Consider the following 12536-nt stretch of genomic DNA (forward strand, 5'->3'; position numbering starts at 1 on the left):
TATCTGATAGTTATAACCATATGGCTTTGCGCCACTCTTCATCCTGAACCTAACGCTATATCGAAAAGATATTTTGAAATAAAAATTGGCTCGGATAGATTCCGTCTAAAACCTGTTATGACAAGTTGAATCGACATGACCGATCCTATGCATTTCAACCCCGTCCCGTTGTTCGCCCAGCTGAAGACCCAACTGCGCGAACGCATCCTCGACGGCACTTACGCCCCCTCCAGCCGCCTGCCCTCCGAGCATCAGCTCTGCGCACTGCACGGGGTCAGCCGCATTACCGTGCGCCAGGCGCTGGGTGACCTGCAAAAGGAAGGGCTGATCTTCAAGGTGCCCGGCAAGGGTACTTTCGTGTCGCGGCCCAAGGCGTTCCAGAACGTCAGCACCCTGCAAGGCCTGGGCGAGGCGGTGCAGGCGCTGGGCCACGAGGTGATCAACCAGGTGCGCAGCCTCAGGCTGATCGACGCTCAAGGCGCGGTGGCCGAACGCCTCAAGCTCAAGCCGGGCGCTGCGGTGCTGCAAGTCAAGCGTGTACGCCTGATCGACCGCGTGCCGGTATCTCTGGAAATCACCTACCTGCCGGCCTCGCTGGCCGAGCTGATGGGCCGCGCAGACCTGGCCAGCCGCGACATCTTCCTGATCCTCGAAAACGATGCCGGCATCGCCCTGGGCCATGCAGACCTGGCAGTGGATGCGATCCTGGCCGACCCGGAGCTTGCCAGTGCCCTCGGTGCCGAGGAGGGTTCGCCGGTGATGCGTATCGAGCGCCTCACCCACGATGCCGAGGGCCAACCGCTGGACTACGAGCACCTGTACTACCGTGGCGATGCCTTCCAGTACCGCCTGCGCATCGACCGCCACAAAGGGCCTGCCCAATGAGCGATTACCCAACGCTGGAACGCGAATACGACATCGTGGTGATAGGCGGCGGCACCGCCGGGCCCATGGCCGCGATCAAGGCCAAGGAGCAGCACCGCGAGCTCAAGGTGCTGCTGCTGGACAAAGCCAACGTCAAGCGCAGTGGCGCCATCAGCATGGGCATGGACGGGCTGAACAACGCCGTGATTCCAGGCCATGCCACTCCCGAGCAGTACACCCGGGAAATCACCGTCGCCAACGACGGCATCGTCGACCAGCAGGCGGTGCTTGCCTACGCCACCCACAGTTTTGAAACCATCGAGCAGCTCGACCGCTGGGGCGTGAAGTTCGAGAAGGACGAGACCGGCGACTACGCGGTCAAGAAGGTCCACCACATGGGCGCCTACGTGTTGCCGATGCCCGAAGGCCATGACATCAAGAAAGTGCTCTACCGCCAGCTCAAACGGGCGCGGGTCGAGATTACCAACCGCGTTATCGCCACCCGTTTGCTGCTCGACGAACAGGGCGCAGTGAGTGGCGTGATGGGTTTCGACTGCCGCACGGCGGCTTTTCATCTGATCAAGGCCGAAGCGGTGATCCTTCGCTGTGGCGCCGCCGGGCGCCTGGGCCTGCCCAGTTCCGGCTACCTGATGGGCACCTACGAAAACCCCACCAACGCAGGCGACGGCTACGCCATGGCCTACCACGCCGGCGCCCGGCTGGCCAATCTCGAGTGCTTTCAGATCAACCCGCTGATCAAGGACTACAACGGCCCGGCCTGCGCCTACGTCACCGGCCCCCTGGGGGGCTACACCGCCAACAACAAGGGCGAGCGCTTCATCGAGTGCGACGACTGGAGCGGGCAGATGATGTGGGAGTTTCACCAGGAGCTGGAAAGCGGCAACGGCCCGGTGTTTCTCAAGCTCGAGCCACCTGGCCGAGGAAACCATCCAGACCATCGAGACCATCCTGCACAGCAATGAACGCCCCAGCCGCGGCCAGTTCCACGCAGGCCGCGGCACCGATTACCGCCAGCACATGGTCGAGATGCACATCTCCGAAATCGGCTTTTGCAGCGGCCACAGCGCCTCGGGAGTGTGGGTCAACGCCCGCGCCGAAACCTCCGTTGCAGGGTTGTACAGCGCCGGGGACATGGCCGCGGTGCCGCACAACTACATGCTCGGCGCCTTCACCTATGGCGCGTTCGCCGGTATCAACGCCGCTGCCTATGTGCAGGGGCGCGAGCACCCAGCGGTCGATGCCCGGCAAGTGCAGGCGGAGCGTGAACGCGTTTACGCCCCACTGCAGCGTGCGCACGGCCTGGCGCCGGCGCAGGTCGAGTACAAGCTGCGGCGCATGGTCAACGATTACCTGCAGCCACCGAAGGTCACCAAAAAAATGGAGATCGGCCTGCAGCGCTTCGCTGAAATCGGCCATGACATCGACCAGCTCAAGGCCCATAACCCACACGAACTGATGCGTGCGCTGGAGGTGAGCGTGATCCGCGACTGCGCGGAAATGGCCGCGCGTGCCTCGCTGTTTCGCACCGAAAGCCGTTGGGGCCTGTATCACCACCGGGTGGACTACCCGCTGCGCGATGATCAGGCCTGGTTTTGCCACACCCACCTGTTCAAGGGCGCCGATGGCGCCATGGCCTCGGCCAAGGTGCCGGTTGAACCCTATGTGGTGCCGCTGGCCGACGACGAACTCACCGCCTATGACCGGCTGCGTGTCGCACCGGGCCAGGTGGCCTGACAACCAAGGAGCCCGACATGGCTTTCGCCCCCCAGGACATCTTCCTGCGCAGCAGCGCGCCGGTGACCGTGGACGCTGACAAATGCATCGCCGACAAAGGCTGCACCGTGTGCGTGGACGTCTGCCCGATGGACCTTCTGGCCATCGACCCCGCTACGCAAAAGGCGTACATGGCCTTCGACGAGTGCTGGTACTGCATGCCCTGCGAAAAGGACTGCCCCACAGGCGCTGTGAAAGTAGAAATCCCGTACCTGCTGCGCTGAACGCTGCACCCATAGAACAAAACACCCTGCCACCGGCCAACCACCGGACGCCTGACACCGCAACGCCCTCGTTTCCCACCGCCCGCGCTGGCGGCGGAAGCGACCTACCTGATGACTCGAGGGGATCAACCCATGCTACGCACCGCTTTGGCCGGCCTTGCCCTGGCCGCTTTCACGCTCAGCGCCCAGGCGCAGACCATCCGCATCGCCATCGGCACCCAGGACACCACCATCAACTGCGCTGCTGGCGGGTTGATGATCCGGGAGCTGGGGCTGTTGCAGAAATACCTGCCTGCACGATGGCCAGTACCAGAACGCCGAATACGACATTCAGTGGAAGAACTTCACCAGCGGCGCGCCGCTCACCAACGAGATGGTCGCCGGCAAGCTCGACTTCGGCGCCATGGCAGACTTCCCCGGCGCGCTGAACGGCGTGGCACACGAAGCGAGCGGGCGGCACAGCCTGTTCATCACCGTGCTCAGTGGCAGTGTGCTGGGCAGCGGCAATGGCATTGTGGTGCCGAAGGATTCCCCGGCCCAATCACTGGCCGACCTCAGGGGTCAGGTGATTTCCGTGCCCTTTGCGTCCACGGCCCATGGCATGCTGCTGCGCGCCGTCGCTGCCCAGGGCTGGGACCCGGAGCGCGACGTGACGATCATCGCCCAGCCACCGGAAGTGGCCGGTTCTGCCTTGCAGGCGAACAAGGTGGCCGCGCATGCCGGGTTCGTGCCCTTCGCCGAGCTGTTCGAAAGCAAGGGCTTTGCCCGCAAGATCTACGACGGCTCACAGGCCAAGGCGCCGACGTTCCATGGCGCGCTGGTGGAAGAGGACTTCGCCAGGCGTTACCCCGAGCTGGTGGTCGCTTACCTGCGCGCCACGCTTGAGGCGAATCGGTTGCTGGCCGAACAGCCAGAGAAATACAGCGAACTCATCGAGAAGGTCACCGGCGTCGACGCAGGCGTTGCCTATCTCTACCACGGCCCGCTTGGCCTGCAGACCCGCGACCTGACCTGGAAGCCTGAATACCGCCAGGCAGTGGCCACTGCCATCGATACACTCAAGCTGCTGAAAAAGGCCGATCGAGGCCTGAACACCCAGACCTTCATCGATGATCACTACCTGCGTGCCGCCTTCAAGGCCCAGGGCCTGGATTACGACAGCGCACTGGCCAACTACGCGCCCACGCCCCTGAAGGCCAACGATGCCAGCACCGGCAAGCCACTGACCGACACCCGCAGCCTGGCCCAGCTCTGGGTAAAAGGTGAGGCCACTGTACGCAACTACGCCAACCCGCAGCAGGCGCTGGCCCAGGCCAGGCAACTGCAGGCCGAGGGCAAAGCCTTGCGCGCAGCCTATGTGCAGGCCGAAGGCAGCGGCATCAAACTGCTCGCCCAGCAAGCCTGGTTCGTGCAGGGGCAGGGCGGCGCACTGCACGCGTTCCTGCTCAAGGACCAGGCCAGCGCCTGGGCACAGGCCAACGGCGGGGACGTGAAAGACTACACCGCTGTCAGCGGTGCCGCGCTGGCGGTGCGCTGAGATGGGCTGGCGCTGGGCCCTCAGGGCACTGTCGCTCGGGCTGTGCCTGGCGTTGTGGCAGGTGCTGGCGAGCCGGCATCTGGACCTTGGCCTGGTGACGTTTCGTAACGTGCCGGCACCTGCCGAAGTGCTGGCCGCAGTCGAGCAGTTGCTCGCCGGCGGCAAGGGCTTTCGGCACCTTGCCGCGAGCGTCGAGCGGGTAGCGGCCGGCTATTCGCTGGCTGCCCTGCTGGGCGTTGGCCTGGGGCTGCTGATCGGGCGCTCGCGCTGGGCTGCCGATGCGTTGCTCACGCCGCTGGAGGTGCTGCGGCCGATTCCGGCGGTGGCCTGGATACCGCTAGCGATCCTGATGTTCCCGTCCTCGGAGTTGTCGATGGTGTTCATCACCTTCACCGGCGCGCTGTTCCCGATCCTGCTCAACACCGTCCATGGCGCGGAGGCCATCGACCCACGGCTGGTCGCCTCGGCACGCGGCTTGGGGGCAGGGCGCTGGGCCTTGCTGCGCGAGGTGGTGCTGCCGGGGGCCGGGCCCAGCGTGGTCACGGGGCTGTCGATCGGCATGGGCACCTCGTGGTTCTGCCTGGTGACCGCCGAGATGATCTCCGGGCAATGGGGCATCGGCTATTACACTTGGGAGGCCTACACCTTGCAGAACTACCCCGACATCATCGTCGGCATGCTCTGGATCGGGCTGCTGGGCCTTGCCAGCAGCTTGCTGGTCAAGCGCCTGGGTGCGCTGGCCCTGCCGTGGTATCGCGCCGGAGGGCCACGCCGATGAGCGCAGGTTCCCTTCGCGGCCAAGGCGTGAGCATTCACCTGGGGCAGGGCGCGGATGCCTTCGAGGCAGTGCGTGATGTCGACCTGGCTGTCGCGCCGGGCGAGTTCGTCTGCCTGCTGGGGCCTTCGGGCTGTGGCAAGTCGACACTGCTGGGAGCGCTCGCCGGCCATTTGCGACCCAGCCACGGCAGCCTGAGCCTGGATGGCCAGGCTATCGACGGGCCAGGGCCTGAGCGCGGCATGGTGTTCCAGCATCACACGTTGCTGCCTTGGCGGCGGGTGTTGGAGAACGTTGCCTTCGGCCTGAAGATGCACGGCATGCCGCACGCCGAGCGGCTGGCGCGAGCGCAGGAAATGCTCGGCTGGGTTGGCCTGGCAGGCTTCGCCAGGCACTGGCCGCACCAGCTTTCAGGTGGCATGCAGCAGCGTGCCGAAATCGCCAGGGTGCTGGTCAACCGCCCACGGGTGCTGTTGATGGATGAACCCTTCGGCGCCCTCGATGCACTGACCCGCGCGAACATGCAGCAACTGTTGCTCAGCATGTGGGAACGCCTTGGCACCACGGTGCTGTTCGTTACCCACGACATCGACGAAGCCTTGCTGCTGGCCGACCGCGTGCTGGTGATGAGCGCCCGGCCAGGCCAGTTGATCGAAGACCTCTCATTGCCCTTTGCTCGCCCACGGAGCGCCGAGCTGTTCGGCGACCCGCGCTGGGCCGAACTCAAGCGCCATTGCCTGAGCTTCGCTGCACCCCGAACAACGGCCCTTGCCACGGCTCACCCCGCTGGGCCTGCCCCCTGAACTGCACCTGAAGAACCTGGCCTTATGACTCTGAGCACCGATAACCCCGATATTCAGCCGTTGCTGCCGCGTCTGGCCGCCAGCGATGCTGGTGTACGCCGCATCGCCTTGATGGCGCTGGCCGATCTTGGCGACCCCGACAGCCTGCCCTGGCTGGTACAGGCCGTGGCCAGCGATCCCAGCGCCAGCGTACGCGCCGAAGCCGCTGCCCTGCTTGAAGCCTGGGACGAACCTGAGGTAGTGCACGCACTGTGTGTGGCACTCACCGACGCTGAGCCTGCGGTAGCCCAGGCCGCTGCTCACAGCCTGGCGCAGCTTAAAAGCCACGAAGCCGGGCGGGTGCTGCTGCCGTGGGCCGAGCATCCGGTCGCCTTCGTGCGCGCCAGCGCCTTGCGTGCGCTGCGCGAGTTGCGCCTGCCGGAAAGCGCAGCCCCGGCGCTGCTGGCGCTGGCCGACACCGACCCGGGCATCCGCCGCGAAGCGGTGGGCATTCTCGGCTGGCTGCGCCACGCCCCGGCGCTGCAGGCCATTGCCCTGCGCCTGCGTGAGGATCCGGACCTTGAAGTGCGCCGCGCCGCCGCTGGCGCCCTGGGTTTTGCCAGCACCGACGATGTGCAGCGAGCCTTGCTTGCAGGCCTGCAAGACCCGGCCTGGGCCGTACGTGAAGAGGCCGCGACCACCCTGGGCAAGGTCGGTGACCTCGGCAGCGCCACGGCCCTGACCCAAGCCCTTGCAGATGAATATTGGCAAGTGCGATTGCGTGCGGCGCGCGCGCTGGGCCGCTTGAAGCTTCACGCCGCGCAGCCGGCTCTGATCACCTTGCTGGGCCACAGCATCAGCAACCTGCGCAAGGAGGCGGCGCTCGCTCTGGGCGAGTTGGGTGACCAGGCAGCGATGACAGCCCTGCGCGGTGCCGCCGAAGACCAGGACCCTGAGGTCCGCAAGGCCGTGCGTATCGCGCTGGCGCAATTGCAGTCATGAGCGCGCCGCTCTCAGTGATCGACCACACAGCCGCCGGGGAGCTCGAAATTCGCTGGCCCGGCGAGCCGCCCGTGCGCGTGCCCCATGCACGGTTACGCGCCGCCTGCCCCTGCAGCACCTGCCGAGCAGCTCGCTTGCGGGGCCGTATCGACAGTGCGCCTGCTCAGGTGCAACTGGTACTGATCGAGGCGCAAGGCTATGGCGTGCAGTTGGGTTTCAGTGATGGGCATGAGCGAGGAATTTATCCGTGGGTCTACCTGCGTGAACTGGCTCAACTGCTTTGAGGCTATGCTCACCGCGCAGCGCTGGCACCCGCCAGCTCGAACTCAGGCCCTCACCAACAGGAGTCAAGCATGAGCACCTTCCAGACCCGCGACGGCACCTCGATCTACTACAAGGACTGGGGCAGTGGCCGCCCCGCGCTGTTCAGCCACGGCTGGCCACTGGACGCCGACATGTGGGACGTCCAGATGCATCACCTGAGCAGCCACGGCTTTCGCAGCATCGCTTTCGACCGCCGCGGCTTCGGCCGCTCCGACCAACCCTGGACGGGCTACGACTATGACACCTTCGCCGATGACATCCACGACCTGATCGAGCACCTGGGCCTTGAAGGCATCACGTTGGTGGGCTTTTCCATGGGCGGCGGCGACGTGAGCCGTTACATCGCGCGCCACGGCAGCGCCAAAGTGCGGCAACTGGTATTGCTGGGCGCCGTGACACCTGTGCTCGGGCAGCTCCCGGATCACCCCGAGGGCGTTCCGCAAGAGGCACTGGCCGGTATCCGCGAGGGTTTGCTCAAGGACCGGGCGCAGTTCATCGCCGATTTCGCCACACCGTTCTATGGCATCAACCACGGCCAGCAGGTGTCGCAAGGCGTGCTGGCGCAGACACTCAACCTGGCGCTGATGGCCTCGCTCAAGGCCACGGTGGATTGCGTGAGCGCCTTCGGCGAAACCGACTTCCGCCCGGACATGGCGCGGATCGACGTGCCGACGCTGGTGATTCATGGCGACGACGACCAGATCGTGCCGTTCGAAAGCACCGGCAAGCGCGCCGCCGAACTGATCCGCAATGCCGAGCTCAAGGTGTACGCCGGTGCGCCGCACGGTTTCGCGGTCACCCACGCGCAGCAACTGAATGAGGACCTGCTGGCGTTCGTGAGCCGCTGACCGGCGCAAGAGGATGAAAGAGGGCCGAACGAACCTGAGTTTTTCCGACACCTTCGGCCAGGCTGCCTATACCTTCGGCTCCACCTCTCAGCGACAGGGTTGCTCTATGGACAGTCAATACCCTGGCCAGCGTCGGCAGTCGGCCTTTTCTCATCCTCATTTCAGCTACACCTTGCTGTTGGCAGCCGGCGCGCTCTGCGCCGAGGCTGCCAGCGCCGCCGGCAGTTGCAGCGGCGCCAGTACCACGCTCGATGGCGCTTTTAGCACGACGTGCTCGCTTGGGCCCGGCGAGCAGGTATCGATCAGCGCGCAGGGCAGCCTCAATGTTCAGAACGGCCCGGCCGTCAGTATTTCTCACCCGGGCGAGGGCACCAGCAGTGTGAGCAATGCCGGGTCGCTCAACGGCTCCGAAGGCATCCGCCTGCAAGGGACCCTGGCCAGCGGCCAGCTCTACAACCGCACCAGCGGCCAGATCGTCGGCGCGAGCGAAGCGCTGCTGCTCGACAACAGCCGTTACACCGGCGATGTGCGCAATGAGGGCAGCGCCCAGGGTGGCACGGTGGGCGCACGGTTGGTCGACAGCACCCTGGCGGGTTTTTTCATGAATCACGGCACCCTTCGGGGTGAAGACGCCGGTATCAGCCTCGAGCGCTCCTCAGTCGGGTACCTGATCAATAACGGCACGATCCAGGCGCACGAGATCGGCAGCACGGGCGTGTCGATCAACGCCGGGCGGATCACGCGCGAGCTGCTCAACAATGGCGAGATACGCCCTGGCGACCAAGGCGTTGGCCTGTCGCTGAGCGGCGGCACTGTCGCCGAAGGCTCGGTGGGTAACACGGGGCAGATCACCGGCCACAAGGCGGTCTACTTCAACGACGTCACTGTGCAGGGGCAGTTCTATAACACCGGCCGCATCGCCAGCACCGCCGTCGACGTCGGCGGGGACAACGGCCAGATCGCCGTGAACATGGTCAATTCGGCGGATCGCTGGGGATTTTGTCAATGGTTCGGAAGGCAGTATCGAAAACGGCTACCAGGGCGTTTCGATGCACCGGGTCACGATAGGCGGCGAATGGATCAACGCCGGCGCCATCCAGGCCGAGAATGGCGTGCGGCTCTATCGCACGCGCATCGAGGGCAATTTCGACACCTTCGGCAGCATCACAGCGTTCTACCGAGGCGTGAACCTGATCGACAGCAGCATCGGCGGGCGCTGGATCAACCGCGGCCTGGTCAGCGGGCGCGAAGCACTGCGCGTGAGTGGCGGGGAGCTCGGCGGCTTTCTCAACAGCGGCACGCTGCGGGGGGAGGCCGTGGGGTGAGCCTGGTCGACGGCGCGCAGGTTACCGGCGGCTTCAACAATGCCGGGCTGATCCAGGGCAAGCAGTACTCACTCTATGTCAGTGACGACAGCCAGCTGGCGAGCCTCAACATCGCCGGCACTGGCACCGCCCGCTTCGACGGCGCGGTGTATGCGCCACGTACCCAGGCGACGTTGTTCAGCAATGCGCAATATCAGATGAAGGGCGGTGATCAGTGGCAGGTGGCGGGCTTCACCCAGCGGGGCACGCTCGTGCTCGCCGCACCCAGCAAACGCGAAACGCCCGCCGTCATTACCGGGAATTTCCGCCAGGCCGCTGGGGCTGTGCTGCGCACCCAGGTGCTCGACCAGACCCACTACGGGCAGTTGAAGGTCAGCGGCACGGCGACGTTGCCCAGCCAGGCGCGCATCGACGTCGACGTGGTGCGGGCCGATCAGCCATTCACCGTGGCGCGGCTGCAAGGCGTGATCAGCGCCGGGAAGCTGGTGTCGGATGGCACCTTCAACGTGAGCGGCAACTCGGCGCTTTTCGACTTTGGCGCGGTGAAGAACGGCAATGCGGTGGACCTGACCCTTCAGGCCAAGAGTACCGAAGGGGTCAGCCAGGCCAGCGCGGCTGTCGCAGGTGGGCAGGGCGCGGCACGGGTGCTGGACGCAGAACTTGCCAAAGGCAGCGCCAGCCCGCTGGCGGCGTATTTCGTCGGTGCCACCAGCCAGGCGCAGGTGGCCAGCCGGGTGGCGCAAACATTACCTCAAGGCAACGACAGCCTGCGTGCCAGCCAGGCGATGCTGGGCGACATCAACCAGGCATTGCAGGAGCGTTTGACGCCCGCCGAAAGCGGCCTGCCCATGGGCGCCTGGTCGCAATCCTTCAGCCGCCTGGCCGGCCGCGACGGCGGTGCGAGCCTCGGTAGCAGTGGCACCTTGGTAGGCGTGGATACAGCAACCGGGCCGGGCACCAAAGTCGGTATGGCCTTCGCTTATGCCAATGGCGGCAGTGGCGGGTTGGGCGATGGCACGGCACGGGGCAGCCAATCCCAACTGTGGCAGTTCACCGGTTACCGTGCCGTCACGCTGGCACCCGGCATGCAGTGGCTGAGCTACGCGGGCGCCGGCCGGGCGAACCAGCAGGCCACCCGGAGCCTGGCGTTCGACACTTTCGGGGGGCAGGCCCGTGCCGAGTACGCAAGCCAGGTGGCCACACTGGGCAGCAGCCTGAGCCAGGCATTCGCCCTCAGCGACAGCACCCAACTGACGCCCTCGCTGCGCCTGGACTACAACCACATCCGCGACCAGGGCTATCGCGAGCGCGGCCCAGCCAGCCTGGGGCCTGTGCTGCTGAGTGTGCAGGCACGCCAGAGTGATCAGTTGATCGCAGGCTTCGACACCCGGCTCGACCAGCGGCTGAGCGAGAACGGCGCAGCCCTGCGCCTGAGCCTGGGCGTCGGTTACGACCTGATCAACGCCAGCAACGAACAGGTTGCGCAGTTCGCTGGTGCGCCAGACTCACCGTTCAAAGTCGCCGGCAGCCGCGCCAGCCCTTGGCTTGCGCGTGCAAGCCTTGGCCTGAGCGCGCCATTGCCGGGCGGTGTGCAACTGGGCGTGAGCTACAGCGCACAGACGCGCAGCGACTACGCCGAGCAACAGGCGCAAGTAGCGATCAGCAAGGCCTGGTAGCCAACCGGCTTGCATCTTGGGCGCCCGTTCTGGGCGCCAAACCTTCCCAGCCCATGCCAGACGACAGCAGTGATGTCTCTTTGATGTCACCGCTACTGTTTGGCGCCTATTTTCCCCGTACGTATTGCGTCCCAGCCCAATAGCGGCCTTTCCGGGGAAAAGCATGGTAGGGATTCGATAACGCTGCATTATCTAGTGCCATGAATCGAAAAATACTCTCGACTGATCGTGATTTATATTATGTAATTACAGCATATGTAGCACGGTACGTAATGAGGTTTCAAATTGGCTCGGATAGGCATCAATAAAAACGCGGTCGAAAAGGCCCGCGACACGCTGATCGAACGCGGCGAGCACCCAAGCATCGATGCAGTACGTATCGAGCTGGGAAATACAGGCTCCAAATCCACGATTCATCGCTATCTGCGGGAGCTCGAAGCCGGTGAGGCATCGCTCGCCGCTGGTCTCGGTTCCATCAGCCAGGCGCTGGGGGAGTTGGTCGCCCAGCTCGCACAGCAGCTTCACGATGAAGCGCAGGCGCGTATCGACAAGGCCGCCGAAGGATACGAGGCCCGCTGTGAATCCTTGGGTGAGCGCGTGCAGGCCGCCGAGCAGCAAGCTCAGGAACTGGCCAAGGCTTTGGCCGTCAGCCAGGCGGCGCTTGCTGCCGAGAGCGAGGCGCTGGCGACCAGCCAGGCGTCGCTGCATACCGAGCAGACTCGCAACGCCCAGCTAGGCCAGGCCAACGAGGGCTTGCAAGCACGGGTGCACGATAAACAGGCCCAGGTGGCGTCGCTGGAGGAAAAACACCGGCATGCCAGGGAAGCCCTGGAGCATTTCCGTGAAGCCGCCCAGGCACAGCGTGAACAGGAACTGCGCCGCCACGAAGGGCAGCTGCAACAGGCTCAGGCCGAAACCCGCCAGCTGCAGCAAAGCCTGGTGGTTCGCCAGGAAGAGGTAACGCGCCTGCATCGCGACAGTGAGCGGCTGGCGATGCAGGCTGAGCAGGCCCAGGCCCAGTTGGCGCTGGCGACCACCCAGTTGCAAGCTGCCGCACAGGAACAGGCAAACCTTCTCCAGCAACGCGCCCGAAGCGAGGGCGCGCGCTCGGTGTTGGCCGAGCAGCTGGCTGAACTCAAAGCCGAGCTGGCCGGGCAGGGCGGCCGCTACCGAGGCGCTATCAGCGCAAGCCGGTGAAGATCGTGAAGCATTGGCGGTAGCGCGAGCTGAGGTTGCAAGGCTTCAGCAGGCGATAGCGCAACGCGCCGAGCCTGAAATCTAGGCAAAAAAACCACCGCCCCGAGGGGAGGTGGTCAATCAGTATCACCAAAGGACTTGAAGTGGAAACGGCCCAGGCACTCGGGCGGCGGGGGGATGCCTGCGTG

The 12536-nt window shown here is 65.1% G+C and carries 8 protein-coding genes and 3 pseudogenes; all 11 read left to right on the forward strand.

Translation table 11 applies throughout. From position 1 onward, the window contains the following. Positions 1-135 precede the first annotated feature (135 nt). The 11 genes and pseudogenes from LN139_RS08585 to LN139_RS08635 all read left to right on the forward strand — a co-directional run bounded on the left by LN139_RS08585 (position 136) and on the right by LN139_RS08635 (position 12348). Positions 136-885, forward strand: a complete 750-nt coding sequence (locus LN139_RS08585) for a GntR family transcriptional regulator (RefSeq protein ID WP_236359532.1) — start codon at positions 136-138, stop codon at positions 883-885. Further along, a pseudogene (locus LN139_RS08590) lies at positions 882-2619 on the forward strand (fumarate reductase/succinate dehydrogenase flavoprotein subunit). The gene LN139_RS08585 and the pseudogene LN139_RS08590 overlap by 4 nt, the downstream one beginning before the upstream one ends. Positions 2620-2636: 17 nt before the next feature. Next, entirely contained in the window at positions 2637-2882 is a 246-nt protein-coding gene (locus tag LN139_RS08595; RefSeq protein WP_236359533.1) for a 4Fe-4S dicluster domain-containing protein, read from the forward strand. 132 nt (positions 2883-3014) lie between these two features. After that, positions 3015-4419, forward strand: a pseudogene (locus LN139_RS08600) (ABC transporter substrate-binding protein). Between the two features lies 1 nt (position 4420). Then, complete coding sequence (locus LN139_RS08605) at positions 4421-5197, forward strand: ABC transporter permease (RefSeq protein ID WP_236359534.1); 777 nt, start codon at positions 4421-4423, stop codon at positions 5195-5197. Beyond that, positions 5194-6025: pseudogene (locus LN139_RS08610) on the forward strand (ABC transporter ATP-binding protein). Before LN139_RS08605 ends, LN139_RS08610 begins: the two are co-directional and overlap by 4 nt. Then, positions 6022-6978, forward strand: coding sequence for a HEAT repeat domain-containing protein (locus LN139_RS08615; RefSeq protein WP_236359535.1), 957 nt, complete (start codon positions 6022-6024; stop codon positions 6976-6978). The pseudogene LN139_RS08610 and the gene LN139_RS08615 overlap by 4 nt, the downstream one beginning before the upstream one ends. Next, positions 6975-7262 carry a DUF971 domain-containing protein gene (locus LN139_RS08620; protein ID WP_236359536.1) on the forward strand — a complete coding sequence of 96 codons (288 nt, stop codon included), beginning with the start codon at positions 6975-6977 and terminating at the stop codon, positions 7260-7262. Before LN139_RS08615 ends, LN139_RS08620 begins: the two co-directional genes overlap by 4 nt. A gap of 69 nt (positions 7263-7331) precedes the next feature. Next, positions 7332-8150: an alpha/beta fold hydrolase gene (locus LN139_RS08625; RefSeq protein ID WP_236359537.1), complete on the forward strand. Its 819-nt coding sequence runs from the start codon at positions 7332-7334 to the stop codon at positions 8148-8150. Between the two features lie 13 nt (positions 8151-8163). Further along, positions 8164-11151 carry an autotransporter family protein gene (locus tag LN139_RS08630; protein WP_236359538.1) on the forward strand — a complete coding sequence of 996 codons (2988 nt, stop codon included), beginning with the start codon at positions 8164-8166 and terminating at the stop codon, positions 11149-11151. 285 nt (positions 11152-11436) lie between these two features. Then, complete coding sequence (locus LN139_RS08635; RefSeq protein WP_236359539.1) at positions 11437-12348, forward strand: DNA-binding protein; 912 nt, start codon at positions 11437-11439, stop codon at positions 12346-12348. Positions 12349-12536: the final 188 nt, after the last annotated feature.

It is taken from the genome of Pseudomonas sp. KNUC1026, assembly GCF_021650705.1.
GTDB lineage: Bacteria > Pseudomonadota > Gammaproteobacteria > Pseudomonadales > Pseudomonadaceae > Aquipseudomonas.

Excerpts from the sequence above, each read along its gene's own strand:
- LN139_RS08620 (WP_236359536.1), top strand. The coding sequence starts at position 6,975 with ATGAGCGCGCCGCTCTCAGTGATCGACCACACAGCCGCCGGGGAGCTC.
- LN139_RS08605 (WP_236359534.1), top strand. The coding sequence starts at position 4,421 with ATGGGCTGGCGCTGGGCCCTCAGGGCACTGTCGCTCGGGCTGTGCCTG.
- LN139_RS08630 (WP_236359538.1), top strand. The coding sequence starts at position 8,164 with ATGAAAGAGGGCCGAACGAACCTGAGTTTTTCCGACACCTTCGGCCAG.
- LN139_RS08625 (WP_236359537.1), top strand. The coding sequence starts at position 7,332 with ATGAGCACCTTCCAGACCCGCGACGGCACCTCGATCTACTACAAGGAC.
- LN139_RS08585 (WP_236359532.1), top strand. The coding sequence starts at position 136 with ATGACCGATCCTATGCATTTCAACCCCGTCCCGTTGTTCGCCCAGCTG.
- LN139_RS08595 (WP_236359533.1), top strand. The coding sequence starts at position 2,637 with ATGGCTTTCGCCCCCCAGGACATCTTCCTGCGCAGCAGCGCGCCGGTG.
- LN139_RS08615 (WP_236359535.1), top strand. The coding sequence starts at position 6,022 with ATGACTCTGAGCACCGATAACCCCGATATTCAGCCGTTGCTGCCGCGT.